The sequence below is a fragment of the Vibrio xiamenensis genome, from assembly GCF_900100015.1.
GTDB classification, from domain to species: Bacteria; Pseudomonadota; Gammaproteobacteria; order Enterobacterales; family Vibrionaceae; genus Vibrio; species Vibrio xiamenensis.
This window is the reverse complement of record NZ_FNDD01000004.1, coordinates 106,562-127,589: the sequence shown is the minus strand read 5'-3', so window position 1 is coordinate 127,589 and position 21,028 is coordinate 106,562. Positions and strand designations below refer to the sequence as shown.

Here is a 21,028-nt window from a genome sequence, read left to right as displayed (position 1 = left end):
CGATTAATAAATATCGTTATGGCAATAGGTTTTCGATATCTCTAACAGCTATTATTTGCATTGACAAGCAATAGGAATCCAAGTTTTAGAATGCTTCCAAGAAATTGATGTATTACCCTAAATATGATGGTTTATGGTTTGGAATACGATTCACATCGAGAACACATGCTTCTCGGAATGAATTAAACAGCGCGAATATTATTGGCGATAGGGAAATATTCAGTCCACCTTTAAGATGCAATGTGTTTTATAGCTCAAGATCTAGCGTTTAAATTTAAGTCCGTTCAATAACGCTCTGCATTTCTAAGCCGAAAAATGGCGTAAATTTGTCTTAGCGCAACAAACGTCGATGGTTGTGACTTTTGCTTGGTATACGGGTATTGATTAAGCGTGCATCGCGCCACATAATTGCGCGTCGCTGCTTTTGGTGGAGTCTCTGATTCGCCAAGCGTTTTCATTCCTATTTAACAGGTCACATCATTGTGAATTCATCACCAGCCCATTTTGCCCACGGTAGCGTGTTTAAACTCAGCGCGTTTCGTAATCTGTTTTTTGCTCGTCTGTTAACCGTGCTTGGTAACGGTATCGCCCCAATTGCGTTGGCGTTTGCGGTGCTGGATATGGGCGGCAGCGCCGCTGATTTAGGCATAGTGGTAGCGGTGCGCTCGCTATTTAATGTGATTTTCCTATTGCTTGGCGGTGTGTTGGCGGATCGCTATTCGCGCAGTGCAGTGTTGTTTTTGTCCTCGCTGGTGGCGGCGTTATCGCAAGGCGCGGTTGCATGGTTAGTGCTGGGTGGCAGCGCGTCGATTGTCTCATTAGCTGTGCTTGGCGCGGTCAATGGCGCGGCGGCTGGTATGGCATTGCCAGCCTCATCGGCATTAGTGCCGCAAACCGTGCCAGAGAATAAACTGCGAGAAGCCAACGCCTATATTCAGTCGGGTGTGTATGGCGGCTCGATTTTGGGCGCGTCGCTGGGCGGACTGCTCACCAGCGCAGTCGGGCCGGGGTGGGGGCTAGTGATTGATGCTCTCGGTTTTGCGATTGCTGCGCCGCTTTATCAAATGATTCGCACCGTCGGTCCTTCGCAACTGGCGGCGGCGAGCAATATTATTGATGACCTGCGCGAAGGTTGGCGTGAGTTTATCACTCGCTCTTGGGTATGGGCGGTGGTGGTGCAATTTGCCATCGTGAACGCCGCGTTTAGTGGCGTGATGATGATTCTGGGGCCAGTGGTGGCAGACGACACTTTTGGCCGCGCCAATTGGGGGATTATTGTCGCCGCGCAAAGCTTAGGTTTGATGGTTGGTTCGTTTGCCGCGCTGCGTTGGCGTCCAAAACGTGATTTATGGATCGGGGTGCTCAGCATTGTATTTTGCGCGCCGCCCATGGCTTTGCTCGGCCTGCAAGCTTCGCCTTATTCCTTGATGGCAGCGTTTTTTATCGCCGGGCTGTGTTTTGGGGTGTTTGGCGTGGTGTGGTCACACGCGCTGCAAACCCATATTCCAGCTCACAAACTGGCGCGAGTTTACGCCTACGATGCGCTCGGCTCGTTTGTGACTATTCCACTTGGTGAATTGGCTGCCGGGCCTTTAGCGCTTAAGTTCGGTTATCAGCAGGTGTTGTTGGTTTCTGCAGCAGCGGTGGTGGTGGCCACGCTCTTGGCCAGTTGGACGCCCTCGATTCGCCGTTTCGACAGTCATGCGCCGCTGACGCCAGCTCAATCTTTGCCAGCTCAGTCTGATAAGGGAATTGAGCTCAGCTAACACTTTTATACCTTATCTTGAATTTCATTCATGATCGCTATGAGCAAACTTGAGTTGCTCTCATGCTGAGAACTCTAGATGATTTAGCCATCTAGACGTTTTTAATTGAGAGTAACCATGACGGCGAGTGTTATTGACCCGCGCAAGTTTATCGATGAACAACCGATGACGCGTATCCAAGTATTGATTGTAGCTTTGACGGTGCTTTTCAGCGCTGTGGATGGCTTTGACGTGTTAGCCATTGCAGTGTCGGGCTCTGGGATCATGGCGGAGTTTGGCTTAGATCGCGCCGAGCTTGGTTTAGTGCTGTCGATGGAACTGATTGGCATGGCCATCGGCTCGATTGTGCTCGGCGGCATTGCTGACAAACTGGGGCGGCGCGTTATGTTACTCAGCTGTTTGCTGGTCATGGCATCGGGAATGTGGGCGGCAAGTTTGGCTAGTAGCATTGAAACGCTCAGCGCGGTGCGCATCTACACAGGGCTGGGAATTGGCGGTTTGCTGTCTTCAACCAATGCGGTAGTGGCGGAATTTTCTAACCACAAGCAGCGCGGATTGTGCATTTCACTGATGGTGATTGGCTATCCCCTTGGCGGTATTGCTTGCGGCGCGATAGGGCATGCAATCCTCGGCGCTCAAGGAGCGAGCTGGCGCGATATGTTCATCGTTGGCGCGTGGCTGTCGGTCGCGCTGTTTCCCATCACTTGGTTATTGCTGCCAGAATCGGTGCATTGGCTCACTCGTGTGCAGCCCCAAAATGCCTTAGCGCGGGTCAATCATGCGCTTAAAAAGCTCGGTCATACTGGTGTGGCTTCACTGCCTATCACTCGGGCCTTAAACGCTAACCGCTTGCAAGCCAAAAGCTCGATTTTGGATATTTTTAGCCCGGCGCTTTTAGCGGCAACACTTTTGATGACGCTGGCTTACTTATTCCAAATGCTAACCTTCTATTACATTCTCAAATGGACACCGGCAATCGTGGTGCAGATGGGCATTGGTGCAGCATCGGCGGCGGGCGTGTTATTTTGGGTCAACGTGGGTGGCGTATTAGGCGGGTTGAGTTTTGGCTTTCTCAGTCGCCGCATTGGTCTCAAACCTCTGACGATGGTAATTTTAGTTCTGACCTCGCTTGCGGTGGCGCTGTTTGGTCAATCTAAGCCGCAACTTGCCGAGCTCAGCTCTCTGGCCGCCGCAGCGGGCTTTTTCGCGAATGCGGGAGTATCGGGCATTTACACCTTAATGGCAGTGGTGTTTCCCACCCATGTGCGCGCCACTGGTACCGGGTTTGTGATTGGAATGGGGCGCGCCGGGGCGATTGTATCGCCATGGCTTGCGGGTATTTTAATGCAACAAGGCTTTGAGCGTGGCGACGAGTTGGCATCCGTACTCGCGTATGTGGCGCTTTTGATGGGGCTTTGTTCATTGGTTGCGGCTCTGTGTTTAGCTTTTCTTGGCACTAAGCACAACCAAGCGACCGAGCAGGCTGTCGCCTAATTGCGTTGTTACGATTTTATATAGTTGACCACACGGCTTAGGTTGGCATTAACCTTAAGCTGTGTTGGTCACAGCACATTATCAATCACCAACATATTCAGTTTCTTTGACTCTTTGAGTTCATCTTTGGTCAGGCGCAGCTGCTCTTTAAGCTCATCTGAGTAGGGGTGGCTGGTTAGCGACACCAAACATTTAAACGCGCACGGACGCATGTCAGCAGATGATATGCCACACAACATGCCGTAGGTACTGTCTCTGAGCTCCAGCGGGTTAAAAATATACAGTAGGCTCTCTTCTAACGTGTTGTATTGATTCACAAAAGAGAAGCGAATTAACCTGTCACTATAGGTCACATCACCAAGGTAATAGATTTCACTGTTCTTGCCATTGGGCGTCACCACGCTGATGGTCAGCGTCGCAGTTTGCTGGTTGGCGGAGGGCTTAGGGCTACTTTCCAGCGGCAATATATTGATCACGCCATCTTTTAAGCGGTTATAGCGGCCATCATAAAAGTAAAAGTACAGCTGAGTGGCGTTGTGAAAGGTTTTCAGCGCCGAATTAGGCAGCGCGGCTTTAGGCGTATTGACGCGATAATCGATCAGCTGATTGGGCGTCACCTCCAGCGCTGATGCGATGGCAAACAGTGTCACCATATCCAAACCAATTTCACCCGTTTCGTATTTCGAAACCGTCGCGCGGCTTTTGTGAATACGCTCGGCGAGCGCTTGAATGGTAATGCCACGATTTTTGCGATGGGTACGAATGCGCGCACCGATATGGCGGTTAATCGTTGTATGGTCGTTGGGTTTTAGGTCCATGATAACTAGCTCTCGCGAGGTGATTCGGGGCGCTGATTTGGTTCTTATAACGGTACATTTGGCTGGTTTTTGATGCAAAGCCATGAAAGCGCGGCAGAATACTCATCAAATTGGCGTAAAATTCTCTTGCTAAGAGAATATCTCAAAAATAAGTTTCTTGATACGAAACTTTTGCTATTTGCTGGCGATAGAGCGGCGTTTATATACTGCAAACTATTCACTTGGGTTATTTGTTGCGCGCTGAGTCATGAGTCAGCGGCGTGATGGTGTAAGGAAATCAAGAGTTATGAAAATTGCGGTGATTGGCGCTGGCGCGATGGGTTGTCTGTATGGCGCGTATTTAAGTCAGCATCATCAAGTGATCATGATTGATGCGCTTAAAGAGCAGGTTGAGGCGATCAACCAAGGCGGCATTGTGATGACTGAGGCAAATGGCGAGCAACGCACCTTTAGCGGTGTGTCGGCGTATGTGTCCGGTGAGTGCGAGCAGGCGGTGGATGTGGTGATTGTGTTTGTTAAATCCACCTACACCCAAGTGGCGCTGGAGCAAAACCGCGCGCTATTTAAGCCTACGACCTTGGTGATGACACTGCAAAACGGCGCGGGTAACGACAGGCTTATCGAACAATACGTTGATAAACATAATATTATTATCGGCACTAGTAAGCATAACGCGGTGAACTTAACCCGCGGCCAAATCAAGCATCCCGCTTCTGGCGTGACCACGATTGGCAGCAATTTCAACGCCGAACAACAGATTCAAACCGCCGCGCAGCTACTTGAACAGGCAGGTTTTGCGATTGATGTGACCGATGACATTCAGCGCATTATCTGGAGTAAGTTGCTGGTCAATTTGTCGGTCAATACCTTTACCGCCATTACTCAAACGCCGATTGGTTACATGCTTAAAAACCAACACGCATGGGATTTTGCCAAGCGCTTAATCTATGAAGCGATTGAAGTGGCGGAAGCAGACGGCACATATTTCGACCGCCGTGAAGCGTTAGAAATGGTCAAGAGTGTGTGTGAAACCGCAGGCGGTGGTTATTCTTCGATGTACCAAGACCGCAAAAATCACGTCAAAATGGAAATTGATGCCATCAACGGCGCGATTGTCGAGCAGGCCAAACGCTATGGTGTGCCAACGCCGTATAACACTTTGATTGTCGACTTGATTCACGCCATTGAAGGTGCGTACGATATCTACGGTTAAGTCTTGATTTAAGCGATAAAAAAGGAAGCTAAGGCTTCCTTTTTTTGTGGTTGCTGCTTGGCAAGTTAGCCAATTGGCTGCGGCGCGAAATCGTGGCTTGGATTGACGATCTCTTCTTGGCCAAAGACTGTCATCAGTTCCCATGAACCATGTTTCGCAGTGGTTTCCAATACGCCATACACCGCGTTGTTGGTGTGGCGAAACGCCTCAAGTGGGGCCATGCCTTTTACCAAACAGGCGGTAAAAATAGCGCTGATCAGATCGCCAACACCGACGGGCGCTTTGGCAAATTCCAGCTCCGGGCGCTCAATCAAATAGCAGCCTTGCTCGGTGGCAAGAATGGTGCTGAATACGCCTTGCGCTAGCGAGTGCAGGTGTTTCACCAGCACCACTTTCGGACCAAGATCCAACGCCTTACGACAGGCGGTGATGGCTTGCTCAAGGTTGCTTATTTCAACGCCAGTAAATGCGGTCAGCTCAAATTGGTTGGGCACGATCACATCGGCCATCGGCATCAGCGTTTGCACCAAATGCTCAGCGACGCCATCGGAGACGATACAGCCTTTTTGCGGGTCGCCCATCACAGGGTCACACACATAGCGCGCGTTTGGGTTTTGGGCGCGAATCTGTTCGACGGCTTGCGCCACGGCCAAGCATTGGTCTGCGCTGCCTTGATAGCCGGAGATCACCGCTTGGCAATCTTTAAGTTTGCCGATGTTGTCAAGGCCCTTGACCAAAGTACGAATGTCTTCAGAATCGAAACTCTTGCCGCTAAAGCCTTGTGGATATTGCGTGTGATTTGAAAATTGCACCGTGTGAATGGGCCACACTTCTAACCCCATTCGTTGCATAGGGAACACCGCCGAGCTATTGCCCGCGTGTCCAAATACCACATGGCTTTGGATGGATAAGATTCCGTTCATGATTTTCTCTACTAACAGTCGATAGCTTAAGTCACCGAAGGGCACTTAAGGCAGGCACACTTAAAATACGGCAACAAAATACAGCCTCTCACCGCAGAGTCAAATGATATCGCTATCTGTTTCTAAATGCTCGGATTATGTGGGTAAACATAAGGCATAGCATGTTCAAAACACTAACAAGCTTGGCTAGAAATGCTGATCGTGACTCAGCAGTTCTTTAACCAGTTCACTTTGCTCGCTGCGCACGTGGTATGCGGCGTAGGCTTTCATTTCAATATTGGGCGCATCAGCGACGCTGTGTAGCTCGCCACTTGCCAGCAGCGGACTGACCACGGAAGTGGGCAGATAAGCCGCGCCGCCGCAGTAGCGAATCAAACTAAGCGCAATACCGCCGCTATTGACTCGGGCTCGCGCTAATAATCGCTGGGGAAAAAAGCTTTCGTGCAGAGTGGCAAAGGTTTTGCCCCATTCGACGCGAATATAACCTTCGCCAATCGCGTGTTCGACGTTTTGCTCAGGCTCACTTGAGACCAGTTGTAATTGTACTTTGGTGATTTCTTCTACAGCGATGCCCTTGATTAGTGGCGGCTCGTAGAGAAAGCCAAGATCAATCATGCCTTTTTCTAATTTGTCGACCACGCGTAGCGGAGTACTCTCTTCGGCGCGAATGCCCAGGGTTGGAAAGTCGCGGTAGATATCATTGAGCCAGCGCTGCAAAAACACATCCCAGAGGCTTGCGACACCGGCAATCACTAAGCGGCGTTTGTGCTTTTCGCTCAGCGCGGTATCTTCGTATGCGCGATCCCAAGCCTGCAAAATAAAGTGCGCATGGCGCTCCATGCGCTCTCCGGCCGGTGTGAGCAACACTTGATGATGCTTGCGAGTAAACAGCGAAATCCCCAGGTGCTCTTCAAGCTGGCGAATTCGCGCACTGATGGTCGATGGCGAGACGCACAGTTTGTCAGCTGCTTTTGCAAAATTGCGGGTTTGGCTCACTTCAAGAAAGGTTTTTAGCAGCACCATATCCATGGTTAGAACGCTCCATATTGGGTCGAAAGTAAGATTCGAAAATATTGGTTGTGACGGCCAGTTTATTTCGTTTTACGCGTGATGGAATTATATCTAAATTGGCCTAGCAATGTTATGAGGAACCAGTAGATGCCCGCCAATTTAGTGAAATTACTGCCCTTTTTACAGTGGGGCAGAGAAATCAACCAAGCGATGTTCGGAAAAGATCTGCTGGCGGGGATCACCGGCGCGGTGATCGCATTGCCGCAAGGGGTGGCTTACGCGTTGATTGCCGGTTTGCCCGCTGAATATGGTTTGTATTCGGCGATTGTGGTGTGCATTTTGGCATCGCTGTTTGGCTCTTCCCATCATATGGTGTCGGGGCCGACAGCGGCACTTTCGATTGTACTGATGAGTGTCATTAGCCCGCTGGCGAACGGCGCAGAGGATTACATTCAACAAGCGGTCACGCTCACGCTAATGGTTGGCGTGATTCAATTGGCGATGGGAGCGCTGCGCCTTGGTAGCTTAGTCAACTTCATTTCTCACACTGTGGTGATTGGTTTTACCGCAGGTGCCGCGGTGTTAATCGCCGCCAGTCAGTTGCAACATCTACTCGGCGTTGAAATTGCTAGCGGTTTGTCGCTGGTGGATGAACTGCAGGCGATTGCACTGCAAATTCCGAATACTCACGGTTTGTCGTTGGCGGTTGGCGCGGTATCTCTCATCATTAGTGTGATTGCGCGACGTATCAGCCGCAAGTTACCACATCTGTTACTCGGTCTTGGCGCGGCGAGCTTGCTGAGCTGGGCGATAGACGGCCCCCAACGTGGTGTGGCTTTGGTGGGGGCTTTACCGAGCGAACTGCCATCTTTTGCTACCCCGCAATTCAGTGCCGGCGCCGTTAAAACGCTCTCATCTGGCGCTTTAGCCATCGCCATGCTTGGCTTGATTGAAGCGGTGTCGATTGCGCGCGCCATTTCACTACGCTCAGGTCAGCGCATTAATGGTAACCAAGAGTTTGTTGGCCAAGGGCTGTCTAATTTTGTTGGCGCGTTTTTCGGCTGTTTTGTTGGCTCTGGGTCATTTACTCGTTCTGGCGCCAATTATGACGCTGGCGCGCAGACACCTCTGGCGGCGATATTCTCCTCGCTGCTGCTAGCGCTGATTGTGGTGTTCATTCCAGACGTCACTGCTTATTTGCCGATGCCAGCGATTGCCGGTTCGATTATGCTGATTGCGTGGAACTTGTTTGATTTCAAACATATTAAAGAGATTTTGCGCGCGAATTATAACGAAGTGGCGGTGCTGGCTGCGACCTTCCTGTCGACGCTGTTTATCGAACTGGAGTTTGCCATTTATGTCGGCGTGATGTTGTCTTTGGTGCTGTATTTACGCCGTACCTCGCGCCCACGCGTACTTGAGCTGACCGCGCAAGAGGCTTCGTTTCACCAGCAACTTAACCAAATCGGCCTTAAGCAGTCTGACTGGTGCCCGCAAATCAAACTGATTCGAGTCGATGGCTCACTGTTTTTTGGCTCTGCCGACCATGTGCAGCGCCGACTTCGTGAATTAACATCAAGCGGCAATACGCTGGTGTTGATGATCGGCTCAGGGATTAACTTTATTGATTTGGCAGGAGCGCAAATGCTTGAGCAAGAAGCGCAGCGACTTGAATCCGCCGGCGGTTACCTAGCGATCATCGCTCTAAAACATGCAGTCATTGATGAACTTAAAGACAGCGGCTATCTGGACAAAATCGGCGAAGCGCGGTTATTCGCGACTCCTCAAGCGGCGATTGCGATGCTACTAAGAGTGGTGGATAAACAGCGTTGCAACCCGTGTCACCAAAAAGCATTTGCCGAGTGCCTGCGTTAGTTTCTTAAATCAGTTGTTTACGTAAATAAGCTAGTTACTGAATGCGCTAATTAGGCAAATGATTAGTTTGTTTCTATGATGGCGGTTTTTTGCATGCAACAAGATGGTTTTTGCTAGAGAATAAATGCACTTAGAAGCGGGTTAAAGAAACTTTTTGATGTCTGACCTTGTTCAATTACGTCTTGCTAGTGCAGCTGATGCCTGCTCAGTTCAGACGCTATTGCATCGCGCGTTTGGTTGTCATGCGCTTGATGCCTTTGTGTTTAGCGCTGCCACGGTTGAGTTGGCGGTTGTTCAGCAGTGGATAGCGCGTAATGAAGTGTATCTGTGCCTGCGTGGCAATGCTTTATTGGGCGTGTGTCGTCTCAGTCATTACCCACAATACGGCTTGGTGCTAAGCCGCTTGGCGGTTGATCCTAACTGCAAGGGGCAAAAACTCGGCTCAGCGTTGCTCGATTTGGCTGAAAGTGAGGCGCGAGCGCTTGGTCATACGCATCTGACCCTCAAAACGCCAAGCCAACACCCATTCCTAGTCGATTACTATCTTGCTGCGGGATATCGCCGCCAAGGTGAGCATTTTACACCTGGCGATCGTTACGTCGAAGCAGTATTGGTTAAGTCGCTGGTTTAAGTTGGGCATAAAAACGCCGCTGTTATTTCAGCGGCGTGATAGGGGGAGAGGTTGTGACTCGATGCTTGGGTTAGCGGCCAAGCGCTTGGTCAAATTCAGCCCAGCACTCTGTCATATCAATGACGGCTTTTTGTTTGCGCGCCTCATCGATCATAATCGCGGTTAAGCCTGCTTCGAGAGCATCCACCACCGATACTTTGAGCGGCGTGCCGCGTAGCATGTGATTGACCACTTCTTGCGCCATTAACTCATCTGAACCGTAATGGCCGTCATAGGCGCTGCCTTCATACTGTTTGTCGATTAAACAATCTGTGGTGCGCGCATCGTGCAGTTTGAAGAAGTTACGCACAAAATCGCCTTCAGCTTGGCCATCCGTACCGATCACACAGAAGCGGCGAAACTCATCGGGTACGTTCAAGTTAGCGTGAAACGATAACGTCGCACCACCTTGATATTCGATGATTGCGTTTTGGTAATCGATGATGTCGGCATCACTATCAAACACCGCATCGGTGCTGCTCCAACCGCTTGGCTTGGTATGATACATTTCCGAATCTGCGGTCACTGCGCCAGTGGGTGTGTGCTGTGGGGTAAACGATTTGCGACCGCCAAAGCTGGCAACTCGAACTGGGCGTTCACCCACCAAGCCTTGGTAGAGATCGATATCGTGGCAACATTTTTCCAAAATATACGGCCCCGCGTATTTCTCCATTCGGCGCCAGTCACGCATAAAGAATGCGCCATGATATGGTGGAATATGCTCGGTGGCTTCAATGGAAGTAATTTCGCCCAATACGCCTTGCGCTTTGGCGTTGACCAAATCTTGATAGAGCGGTGAATAGCGTAGCACCAAACCGACGATGATCTTGTCTTCACCGTATTCGCGCACCAGTTTTGCCAGCTCGATGCTCTGAGCCTTATCGATAACCACAGGCTTTTCGGTGAATACGGTGTAACCCGCTTGCAGTCCGGCGCGAATATGCTCAAGGTGCAAAAAGTTCGGTGTGCCGACCATCAGTAAATCAAAACCGCCAGCTTCCAACATCTCTTCAAGGCTTGAATAAGATTGGCCGGGTTCGATACCAAATTGGTGTAAGTTGTCCAGCCCCGCGGGCGCTGGGTCAACATAACCTGTGATTGAAAATTCTGGGTCGGCTTTCTTCATGTCTTTGGCGACGTGAGAAAGTCGATGTCCTAATCCAATTATCGCTACTTTCATTTTTCCTCCCTGGCCAGCGATGTCTTGAGCCAAGCTCCATTCTGGCAAGACAATTCATATCAATGGATGAGTGATATTTAATCTACTCCATTTAGTTCACGAAAAAAAGTAATATAAATAATTATGCTGAATGTATTTTGTTCATTTTAACTTTAATTATTAAAAAACAGTTATTTATACTTTATAAAATATTAAAACTTAATTTATATGGAATCTTTTTTATTGATATCGTCATGGTTTTTTCCTATTTTAGCTAGAGGTGACAACTTGGATGTGACCGATTTCTCGCTAAGAGAGCAAGGAGAGACAATTTGGACTGTCAATATTTTATCGGTGTGGATGGCGGAGGCACTCGCTGCCGAGCACGTCTGACACGAGCGGATGGCACTGTGCTCGCCGAATGCGAGGCTGGCTCAGCCAACATTTATTCGAATTTTGATAAAGCTTTAGAAACGGTGAGCCGTTTGATTTCTGGTACCTATGCGCAAGCCGGTTTAGCGCTAGAATCTTCTGCTCAAACCAGCGTGGTACTGGGGCTGGCGGGGGCGAACGTTGAGTCGTATCGCCTACGCGCAGAAAAAATGCTGACTGGTTTTGCCAGTTTGCAAGTGCTCTCTGATGCGGAGATTGCTTGCATCGGCGCCCATTTAGGGGACGCTGGCGCGGTGCTGATCGCTGGCACCGGAAGTCAGGGCGTGCGTTGGGACGGTGCTGAATTTCGCCAAGTCGGCGGTTGGGGGTTTGATCTCGCCGATCAAGGTTCTGGCGCGACGTTAGGGCGCCGCGCGGTGCGTTGTGCGCTGCAAGCCCATGAGAATTTATTACCACCTAGTGCGTTTACGCATGAAGTTATGGACTATTTTTCCCATTCGCCGGAGCAGATGCTCAGTTGGGTAAGCCAAGCAACCCCAGCAGATTGGGGGCAATTCTCACCAACCTCTTTTCATCACGCAGAGCTTGGCGATGCGCTTGCAACGCGACTTGTGCGACAGACAGCAAGAGAAATCGACCAAATACTGGATTATTTAACCGCGCAAGGCGAGAATGGCGCCACTTTAATGGGCGGGCTTGCCAAACCCATTGAGCCTTGGCTTGATGAGCAAAGCCGCGCCGCCCTGATTGCCGCCAAAGGTGACGCGCTAGATGGCGCACTTTTATTAGCCCGCACCCCTGTGCTATCGACCACATAACAACCATAAACGAAATCATTTTGAGCTAAATTTATGCCGACACCACCATCTATCACAACTCGTATTCTGCGCTTGATTGTGGAGCATGCTTCCATCAGCCAGTCAGACTTAAAGGTGCGTAGTGCGCTGAGTATGTCGGCTGTGTCGCAAGCCACCAATAAGCTTTTGAATAAAGGCATAATTCGCGAACTAGGGCTGCGTAAAGTCTCGATGGGCAGGCCAAAAACCTTACTCGGAATCAACCCAGACTTTACTTACGTGATTGGGGTTCAGCTCAATGCTGAGCGAAATCTTATCGTGATGACGGATTTAGCCGGCACCTTGATAAGCGAGCAGGAGATCCCGGCGGGAAAACTCACCCCTAAGCAGCTCGGTGATGCGTTAGCCAAGTTTATGAAATCATCGGCGCCGCAGCGTCAAATTGGTGCGATTGGCCTAGCGATTTCTGGGATTGTTGACCCAGATTCTGGCTATTGCTTACGCTCTATTTTGCTCGACTGGAACAATGTTGATATCGCCGCTCAGCTCAGTGAGCGCTTTTCGATTCCGGTGTTTATCGAAAATGATGCCAACGCTCTGGCGCTGGCGACGGTGGTGTTTGGTCAAATTGGTCAAGCCCACTCGGCGATCATTGCCACTTATGGTCAAGGCATTGGTGCCGGAATTATTCTCAATCGCCAGCTGTATCGTGGTCGTCACGGCAACGCTGGTGAGATTGGTAACGGTTTAATTGGAGATGGCACAGAGCGAGTGCTTGAAGATGTTGCCTCGTCGCGAGCGATTTTGCACTATCTATGGGAAAATGACCCAAGTATCGATAAGCGTAATCCCCCACGTACGTTACAAGAGCTTGAGCAAAACCCAAGTCCATTAACCTTGGAAACCCTAACCACGGCTGGTCATCACCTTGGGGTTTCGTTGGCGAATTTGTCCATCGCCTTTGACCCCGATATCATCTATTTGACCACGGAGCCGCAAACCGTGTCGCGAATTTTACTCGACCAAGCGCTGCAGAGTTTCCAGAAGTATCGCTTGCGTATCACGCCGCAGGTGACGCCAATTCACTTTCTCACCGAATCGCATATGTGGGCGCAAGGCGCAGCGGGGTTTGCGGTGAACCGCTTGCTGGATATGTTAGCGACGGATATCGATAACGATAAATAAGCTGTTAAGTCGCGAAGCATTTTTAAGCTGTAATGAATGGCTTAAAACCATGATTAAACAAGCGATTACTCACAACGCTATGCCTAAGAAAACGCCCTCAATTGAGGGCGTTTTTGCTTACGCTGTTTATGGTTTGGTTAGCGTAGGCGCAGGCCATTATCGTCAAACAGCAGCGCTTTTTGCGGATCAACCGCAAAGCGCACGCGCTCATTATTAGCAACGCTATCGCGAATTCGTGATTCGACCACAAACATGTCTTCTTCGCCGACATCGAGATACAGATAGTTGGTATGGCCAAGGTGCTCGCTAAAGGCAACCGGCGCGTCGAAGCAGTGCTGCTGCGGTATGGTTTCAACAGCATCGAGAATGTGTTCGGGGCGAAAACCTATGCTGATGATTTGGCCTTCTTGCAGCGGCGCTTCAAGCTCAATCATCAAGCTGTCGATTCCAAGTGCCGGAACGCGAATTTGTGTTTGGCCCTGATAGCTGTTGGCAACTTCACCTTTGAGCAGGTTGATTTTTGGCGAGCCAATAAAGCCAGCGACAAAGAGGTTGTCTGGGTCGTGGTAAATCTCAAGTGGTGCGCCAACTTGCTCAATCTTACCATCGCGGCACACCACGATACGGTCGGCAAGGGTCATGGCTTCAAGCTGATCGTGGGTGACGTAAATCATGGTGACCCCCAAAGACTCGTGTAGTTTGGCAATTTCGATGCGCATTTGTAGCCTTAATTCGGCATCAAGGTTGGAGAGCGGTTCGTCAAACAAAAAGATGTCGGGCTCGCGAATAATGGCGCGCCCAATCGCGACTCGTTGCCTTTGACCGCCAGACAGCGCTTTAGGAAGCCTATCGAGCATGGGTTCAAGATGCAGAGTTTTCGCCACTTGAGCGACTTTTTGTTTGATCTGCTCTTTTGGTTGCTTCGCCATTTCTAACGGGTAGGCCAGGTTATCGCGCACCGACATGTTGGGGTACAGAGCGTAAGATTGGAACACCATTGCGATACCGCGCTCGGCAGGTGGGGTCGTGGTCATCTCTTTATTGCCGATCACCAGTGCACCTTCGGTGATGCTTTCCAGCCCGGAAATCATTCGAAGCAGGGTGGATTTTCCACACCCAGATGGACCGACGAAGACGACGAATTCACCGTCTTTGATTTTTAAATCTACGCCATGAATGACTTCGGTTTTATCCCAGCTTTTTCGCACGCCGATAAGTTCAAGCTTTGCCATTTTCTGCCTTCCTCTGCATTACAGTTTGCGACCCATATAGATAGCGTTGCTACGAACGATATGGGTAAATCCTTGTTTTTGATAAAAATTACATACTTTTTCGTTTTGCAGGCTTACGCCAAGATGCACGCCACTGACTTGCTTACGCTTAAGCGCTTCAATCACAGCGCTGATGAGTTTGCTGCCCCAGCCACCACTTTGCACTTGTGGTAGCAGGTTGATATGCAGATGCGCGGGCCAGTCCTCCACCAACATTGGGTCAGCAACATGCGGGTCATTAATCTGGTTGAGCACTTTACTGTCAAACGGCTTTTGTGGCTGGCGATTGGCGTAGGCTTCGCGCAGTACCGGCCACCATTGCTCGTTTAGAGTGGTTTCGAATTGACGCGTGTCGGCGGTGGCAACGGCGTAGCCCACCACTTGCTCATCGCAGGTCAGCACGAAGGCTAAATCCGGTTCAAAGCGTGCATAAGGCACCACATAGAGCTGGCCTGGGTAGTGTGGGTCACTGTAGACGTCACTGGCATCGACGCCCGCTTTGGCGGTTTTTAAACAGATTTGATACAGCGCTTCTTCATCTTCAGCGCGGGCTTGGCGAATGGAATAAGGGATCGACATGACAGAACTCCTTTCTGTATTTGGCTATATCCATATTTGTCGGCTAAAACAGGCCTACTTAATTTTTAGTAAATAATAAATGCAAATATTAAGCAAGGTTTAATCTATACAGTTAATGCAAAAATGCACAATTTTTACTCACGCGTGTCAAGACTAAGCTGCGCGAAGTGCCCGTGTATATAGGCAATGAAAATGATGTGCTCGCCAAGCGAATGCAGTCGGTTTTAGAGGTTATTTATCTCATCATTAACGGGTTTTATACCTTTATTGCACTTCGGTTGGCGCTGTTTTTCTAAGGTTAACGCCATGCGCGAGAGGTTTGCCAATTTAGATATGCACGCAGTTGATAAGTAGTGTCGTGCAATCTCAATTTCACCACTATTTATAAAATAAATCTTTACTTTGTTTATTAAAAGAAGTAAGTCTATTTATAGGTTAGGTCAAACCTTGTACAGGAAGTACGGCTTGGTTGGCCTAGAAATGATGAATTGTGTTATCGGAGAGTCCACATGAATCGTAAAACCCCGCTATTTCACACTGCACTGCTTACGTCTATGGTGATGTCCAGCATCTCATTTGGCGCCAACGCCCAAACCAATTTAGACGAATGGGATATCTACAACTACCCAGGTCAAACCGCAGTGATTGAACATGCGATCGAAAATTTCACCAAGCAGCATCCAGATATCAAAATCAAACGCTCTATCCACTCGTTTGAAGACATGCGCATTCCGCTTAAATTGGCACTCAGTTCTGGGGACGGCCCGCAAGTCGCGCAGGTAAACCAAGGCGGCGGTGACATGGGCGCGTTAGTTAAACAAGATCTGTTGGTGCCAATGGACAAGTTTGCTGATAGCTACCACTGGACCACTCGTTTTCCAGAATCGATTCTCAAGCGCAACCGTTGGTCTAAAGGTCAACAGTTTGGCGAAGGCGAATTGTACGGTGTTGCCAGTTTAGGTGAAATGGTCGGTTTGTATTACAACCAGGCACTGCTTGAGAAAGCGGGCCTTAGCGTGCCAAAAACCATGCAAGAATTCGAAGCGGATATGGCTAAGCTGAAAGCGAAAGGCATTGCGCCAATCATGCTTGGGCTTCTTGATGGTAATGCTGGGCAACAGATGCTTAGCGCAATTTGGGAAGATCAAATTGATGCCAGCAAGCGCGCACCACTGGATAAACTTATCTATGGCGAAGGCGGTAGCTTCAAGAATCCAGCGCTCGAAAACGCGGCCAGCTTGATGCAAAACTGGAGCAAGAAAGGCTACTTCTTCCCAGGCTTCCAAGGCATAGGTCACGATGATGCGGCGACCTTATTCCAAAACGGCCAAGCGGCGTTTTTTATCAGCGGCACTTGGTATTCGGGGCAATTTAAAACCAGTAAAGATATCCACTTCGTAGCGATGCCAAAATTTGCAGGCGTAGACAAGCCTTTGATGGTGGGGGGAACCGACTTACCGTTCTCGATCACGCTAACCGCGAAAAGCGATCAGCAGCAGCAAACCGCGGCGCAGTTTATCGACTACTTAGTGTCGGGTGAAGTGGCTGCGGATTGGTTAAGCCACGGTTTCCTTCCAGCGGCGCAAGCGGATGAAGTGATCCTGCCAAAAGACAATCAATTGCTTGGTGATATCTATACTGCTTGGGTTCAAGTCAATAAAGACAACGCGCTTGGTCACTATGTCGACTGGTCGACGCCAAGCATGCTTGCCACATTAAATGAAAACGTGCAGATGTTGATGGCAGAGAAAATTACGCCAAAGCAACTGACCAGCAATCTGGATAAAAACTATCAAGACTATATGACATCACTTGGCCACTAGTTTTTGCTCCAGTAAGGGCGCAAGCACGAGTAGCTTGCGCGCCTTTGTCGTACAGGGATTTGTACCATGCTCAATCTTTCTCTCACCAGAAACGCACTCTATATCTTGCCGTCACTTGTCATCTACTGTGTGTTTCTGCTGTTTCCTTTGATGACATCTTTGGGTGTTAGCGTCACCGAATGGGATGGGGCAAGCCAGCCGATTTTTGTTGGGTTACATAATTTTATCGCCATTTTCAACGACCCGAAATTCTGGGTTGCGATAGGCAATAACGTCAAATTGATGGGTTATTACACCATTTTGCCGATTGCGCTTGGCCTGGCACTGTGTAGTTTTCTCAATGAAATGAAAAATCCGCGCGAATTGACGGCGCTGCGCATTTTGTTCTTTATGCCTTACATCATGCCAATGGCGGTGCTTGGCGTCGTGTGGCGTTGGTTATATAACCCAGCGTTTGGACCGATTGACCAGTTTTTTCGTTTCATCGGAATGCCGTCCATGGCGAAAGCTTGGCTAGGAGATTTTGACTGGGCATTGCCCGCTACGGGGCTTGTTGCGGTGTGGTATTTCTTTGGCTTTTGTTTGGTGCTGTTTATGTCCGGCATTCAACGGATGGACCCGTCGATTCATGAAGCGTCCGAGCTTGATGGCTCGACACATTGGAAAAAATTCATACGCATTACGCTACCTGCGTTACTTCCTGAGGTACGTGTTGCGCTGATTTTAACTGTCATCGCCAGTCTTAAAGCGTTCGATCTTATCTACGTCATGACGCAAGGCGGCCCGGGGACTTCAACCCTAATTACCAATATGTATATGTATCAACAAGGTTTTGACTTACGCCACTTTGGCTATGCATCGGCGGTTGCGCTGGTCAGTATGGCGATTGTTTTTGCGGTCAACGGATTGCTGCACTTTGTGCTTCGGGAGCGAAAATAATGACTCAAAATAACCCTATGTTATCGCGTGTTTTGCTGTGGTTTTTCGCCATTTTAACCGTTGCACCGTTTTTGTTGGTGTTGTCGGCATCGTTTAAATCGCAGTCGGAAATGCTGCAGGGCTTCTTCTCGCTGCCTGAGCATTTCAACTTCCGTCATTATGTTTCGGCGTGGCAGGAAGGGCACTTTAAGGTCTACTTCGTTAACTCGCTTTTGATTGTCTTTCCGGTGGTGATTGCCAGCATTGCACTCGGCACTTTGTCGGGGTTCGCGTTTGCGTTTTTGAAGTTACCGGGCAAAACCTTTATTGCGCTGCTATTGGCACTTGGCATGGTGCTGCCATCAGAAGCGTTTATGATTCCGCTGTATCACGAAATGCATTGGCTTGGGCTGATTAACACCCATTTGGCGCTGATTTTGCCGCAAGTGGCGCTGTCGATTCCGTTCAGCACTTTGATGATCGCCACTGCGTTCAACCAAGTACCGAAAGAATTAATTGAAGCGGCGGTCATCGACAACACACCGCGCTTTACCATTTTGTGGAAAATACTGCTGCCCGCGATTCGTCCAACTCTGCTGACTTTGGCATTGCTGCTGTTTATCTGGACGTGGAATGAATTCCTGATTCCGCTGATTTTAGTCAACCAGGAAGACCTGCGCACACTGCCAATTGGCATGATGTTTTTCCAAAACCGCAACACGATTAATATTCCCGTGCTGATGGCTGGGGCGATGATCGTGATTCTGCCGCTAATAATCATGTTTTTGATTTTCCAGAGAAAATTTATCAGCGGTGTCACCGAAGGTGCGGTGAAATAGTCGCTAGCCAAGAGAGTTGCTATGTACACCAATTTGAATGATTTTGCGCCGACCGCCGATGGCGTCACGCTCAATACCCATGTTTTTGAACGGGCGATTGCCACGCTACGCGCTCAAGGTGGTGGCATTTTATATGTGCCGCCGGGGCGGTATTTGAGCGGCGCGATTTGTTTAGAGAGTAATATCTCGCTGCATTTAAGCGCGGGTGCCGAGTTGATCGCCTCACCCAATTATCAAGATTTTTGCGCCGCGCGCAGTGAAGTGATGGCTGAAGGCAGCCACTATGGGTTTATCTTCGCTAAGGGTAAATACAATGTTGGCATCAGCGGCGCGGGTGTGATCAATGGCAATGCTCCGGCTTATAATGCCGAGCAGGCCGATGAATTGGGGTATAGAAAGCCACATTCGCTGCGCCCGCGCACGGTGATTTTCGAGCAGTGCCAAAGTGTGTTGATTGAAAACATTACCGTCGTGGATTCGCCGATGTGGACGCTACACATGGTCGGCTGCGAGCGTGGTCAGATTCGTAATATCAAAGTGCAAAACAGTTTTAAATACACCAACACTGACGCGATTGACCTCGATGGCTGCCGTGACTTCATCGTTAGCGGCTGCATGTTGCGCACAGCCGACGATGGTGTGTGCCTTAAAACCAGCCGTAAGTCTGACGGGATGGATTGGCCGTGTGAGAACATTTTGGTTGAGAATTGCTTAATTCGTTCGCACAGTTCGGCGCTTAAAATCGGCACTGAAAGCTACAACCTGTTTAACAACATCAAGTTCAGCAATTGCATTATTAGCGGGTCTAATCGCGGCTTGGCACTGGTGTCGCGCGATGGCGGTGCCATTCGCAACGTGAGCTTTGATAACATTTCAATTGAAACTGAGTTCACCGCGCCATGTCATTGGGGCAAGGCCGATCCGATTTACGTCACCGCGAAGCGTCGCCATGGCGAGCGTCCATGCGGCGTGATTGAGCACATATCGTTTTCCAACATCACCATTCGTTCGCCCGGCGCAATCAATCTTCACGCCCAAGAGTTAGGCTTGGTTCGCGATGTGCGGCTGTTTAACGTTAATCAGCAGCAGCTTGATAGCAGCGACCCAGACCGAGGTACTTATGATGTGCGCCCGCCATGTAATCCGATGCAAAGTGATAATTCCGGGATGGATAACGCTTACACCATCTTGCAAGGCGAGACTCGGCCTTGGGGCGTTTGGTCATATCCTGATGGTATACCGGCGGTGTATGCGCACAATATCGCCAAGGACGAGCTGCGGTTGACTTGTTGCCAGTTTGACCAGCAGTCAGGCACACACTGGAATGCTGAAAAAGTAGTTTTTATTCAAGGTGATGCCTAGCGTTAAGCTAGGCGATTGCTGAGTCTTGATTGAGACTCGCCAGTGAGGCTTTGAGAAATTCAATAAACACATTGACGCGTTTCGGGCGGTCGTATTCGCTGTCGGTCAGCAGCGCGACAATGTCCGCATCTGGCAGGCGGTAATCGGTGAGAATTTCACTTAGCAGTCCGGCTTTGATCTCTTGGGCGACGTCCCACTCTGAGCGGTGAATGATTCCCAGACCATTGAGCGCCCAGACTTTGACCGCATCGGCGACATTACACTCCAAGCGCGGTTTAATTCGCACATTGATGCGCGCCCCAGTATGTTTGTGGGTAAACGGCCACTGCATGGTGTCTTCATTATTTTCAACCAGCGCAATGCAGTGCTGTCGGTTGAGGCATTCCGGTGTCTCGATGGGGCCAGCTGCAGCAAGATACTGCGGCGACGCGCACACCAAGCGGCGGTTTTTGGCCAGAACAATCCGCTTCATCGATGAATGGCGCAGTTCGCCGATATAAATCACGATATCCGCATCGGGAAAGCTTTCAATATCTGGGCTATCAGACATCAACAAACGAATTTTCAGCTGCGGATAGTCAAGGGAAAACGCGCCAATCAGCGGCGCGATATGCTTTTCACCAAATCCTACCGGCGCCAGCACCGTCAGTGTGCCAGACAGCGCATCCTGCTCACCTTTGATCTCGTGGGTGAGGGCATCAATGTCATCGAGAATGGTTTTACAGCGGCTCTCTAATTTGTGACCGCTGTCGGTGAGCTTAAAACTTCGAGATGAGCGTTCGACCAACTTCAGCCCCAATTTCGCTTCGAGATTTTGCAGCCTCTGAGTCACGGTTGGCGCGGTGACGCTTAATTTCTTAGCCGCAGCGGAAAGGCTGCTGCTGGTGGCGACAACGTGAAAGAAATGCAGATCCTGAGAAGACAACATTAAA

The 21,028-nt window shown here is 49.8% G+C and carries 18 protein-coding genes; 11 read left to right on the top strand and 7 right to left on the bottom strand.

The genetic code is table 11. From position 1 onward, the window contains the following. The first annotated feature begins 482 nt into the window (after nt 1–482). Both BLS03_RS05060 and BLS03_RS05055 read left to right on the top strand, forming a co-directional pair. Nucleotides 483–1,766, top strand: coding sequence for an MFS transporter (locus BLS03_RS05060; protein ID WP_218121988.1), 1,284 nt, complete (start codon nt 483–485; stop codon nt 1,764–1,766). A gap of 117 nt (nt 1,767–1,883) precedes the next feature. Beyond that, on the top strand, nt 1,884–3,260 hold the full coding sequence (locus tag BLS03_RS05055) for an MFS transporter (RefSeq protein ID WP_218121987.1): 1,377 nt from the start codon (nt 1,884–1,886) through the stop codon (nt 3,258–3,260). Nucleotides 3,261–3,328: 68 nt separating this feature from the next. Here the strand turns inward: BLS03_RS05055 and BLS03_RS05050 are convergent, their stop codons facing one another. Then, nucleotides 3,329–4,078, bottom strand: coding sequence for a helix-turn-helix domain-containing protein (locus BLS03_RS05050; protein ID WP_093269610.1), 750 nt, complete (start codon nt 4,076–4,078; stop codon nt 3,329–3,331). Nucleotides 4,079–4,364: 286 nt separating this feature from the next. Between BLS03_RS05050 and BLS03_RS05045 the strand changes: the two genes are divergently transcribed. After that, entirely contained in the window at nt 4,365–5,291 is a 927-nt protein-coding gene (locus BLS03_RS05045; RefSeq protein ID WP_176765506.1) for a ketopantoate reductase family protein, read from the top strand. A 65-nt stretch (nt 5,292–5,356) separates the two neighbouring features. On the opposite strand, the gene pdxY is transcribed toward BLS03_RS05045, so the two are convergent. Next, nucleotides 5,357–6,214, bottom strand: a complete 858-nt coding sequence (gene pdxY / locus BLS03_RS05040) for a pyridoxal kinase PdxY (RefSeq protein ID WP_093269531.1) — start codon at nt 6,212–6,214, stop codon at nt 5,357–5,359. Nucleotides 6,215–6,400: 186 nt separating this feature from the next. After that, on the bottom strand, nt 6,401–7,243 hold the full coding sequence (locus tag BLS03_RS05035; protein ID WP_093269529.1) for a LysR family transcriptional regulator: 843 nt from the start codon (nt 7,241–7,243) through the stop codon (nt 6,401–6,403). 129 nt (nt 7,244–7,372) lie between these two features. On the opposite strand from BLS03_RS05035, the gene BLS03_RS05030 reads away from it, so the two are divergent. Beyond that, nucleotides 7,373–9,100, top strand: coding sequence for a SulP family inorganic anion transporter (locus BLS03_RS05030; protein ID WP_093269526.1), 1,728 nt, complete (start codon nt 7,373–7,375; stop codon nt 9,098–9,100). A gap of 157 nt (nt 9,101–9,257) precedes the next feature. Continuing rightward, entirely contained in the window at nt 9,258–9,731 is a 474-nt protein-coding gene (locus tag BLS03_RS05025; protein WP_093269524.1) for a GNAT family N-acetyltransferase, read from the top strand. Between the two features lie 70 nt (nt 9,732–9,801). Here the strand turns inward: BLS03_RS05025 and BLS03_RS05020 are convergent, their stop codons facing one another. After that, entirely contained in the window at nt 9,802–10,950 is a 1,149-nt protein-coding gene (locus BLS03_RS05020; RefSeq protein WP_093269521.1) for a Gfo/Idh/MocA family protein, read from the bottom strand. 311 nt (nt 10,951–11,261) lie between these two features. Here BLS03_RS05020 and BLS03_RS05015 point away from each other — a divergent pair, with 311 nt between their 5' ends. Then, complete coding sequence (locus BLS03_RS05015; protein WP_093269519.1) at nt 11,262–12,140, top strand: glucosamine kinase nucleotide-binding domain-containing protein; 879 nt, start codon at nt 11,262–11,264, stop codon at nt 12,138–12,140. Nucleotides 12,141–12,173: 33 nt separating this feature from the next. Then, nucleotides 12,174–13,304 carry an ROK family transcriptional regulator gene (locus BLS03_RS05010; RefSeq protein WP_093269516.1) on the top strand — a complete coding sequence of 377 codons (1,131 nt, stop codon included), beginning with the start codon at nt 12,174–12,176 and terminating at the stop codon, nt 13,302–13,304. A 137-nt stretch (nt 13,305–13,441) separates the two neighbouring features. Here BLS03_RS05010 and BLS03_RS05005 read toward each other — a convergent pair whose 3' ends face one another. Continuing rightward, the gene (locus BLS03_RS05005; protein ID WP_093269513.1) at nt 13,442–14,536 is read right to left on the bottom strand and encodes an ABC transporter ATP-binding protein; all 1,095 of its coding nucleotides are present in this window, start codon (nt 14,534–14,536) and stop codon (nt 13,442–13,444) included. An 18-nt stretch (nt 14,537–14,554) separates the two neighbouring features. Then, nucleotides 14,555–15,154 (bottom strand): GNAT family N-acetyltransferase, encoded by a 600-nt coding sequence (locus BLS03_RS05000; RefSeq protein WP_093269510.1) that lies wholly within the window; start codon nt 15,152–15,154, stop codon nt 14,555–14,557. 509 nt (nt 15,155–15,663) lie between these two features. On the opposite strand from BLS03_RS05000, the gene BLS03_RS04995 reads away from it, so the two are divergent. The 4 genes from BLS03_RS04995 (at nt 15,664) to BLS03_RS04980 (ending at nt 20,096) form a co-directional block, all read left to right on the top strand. Further along, nucleotides 15,664–16,977, top strand: coding sequence for an extracellular solute-binding protein (locus BLS03_RS04995; RefSeq protein ID WP_218121986.1), 1,314 nt, complete (start codon nt 15,664–15,666; stop codon nt 16,975–16,977). Nucleotides 16,978–17,043: 66 nt separating this feature from the next. Beyond that, nucleotides 17,044–17,916, top strand: a complete 873-nt coding sequence (locus BLS03_RS04990) for a carbohydrate ABC transporter permease (RefSeq protein ID WP_093269508.1) — start codon at nt 17,044–17,046, stop codon at nt 17,914–17,916. Next, nucleotides 17,916–18,734 carry a carbohydrate ABC transporter permease gene (locus tag BLS03_RS04985; protein WP_093269505.1) on the top strand — a complete coding sequence of 273 codons (819 nt, stop codon included), beginning with the start codon at nt 17,916–17,918 and terminating at the stop codon, nt 18,732–18,734. Before BLS03_RS04990 ends, BLS03_RS04985 begins: the two co-directional genes overlap by 1 nt. A 21-nt stretch (nt 18,735–18,755) precedes the next feature. After that, complete coding sequence (locus BLS03_RS04980; protein ID WP_093269503.1) at nt 18,756–20,096, top strand: glycoside hydrolase family 28 protein; 1,341 nt, start codon at nt 18,756–18,758, stop codon at nt 20,094–20,096. A 7-nt stretch (nt 20,097–20,103) separates the two neighbouring features. Here the strand turns inward: BLS03_RS04980 and BLS03_RS04975 are convergent, their stop codons facing one another. Further along, nucleotides 20,104–21,024, bottom strand: a complete 921-nt coding sequence (locus BLS03_RS04975) for a LysR substrate-binding domain-containing protein (RefSeq protein ID WP_093269500.1) — start codon at nt 21,022–21,024, stop codon at nt 20,104–20,106. Between the last annotated feature and the right edge of the window lie 4 nt (nt 21,025–21,028).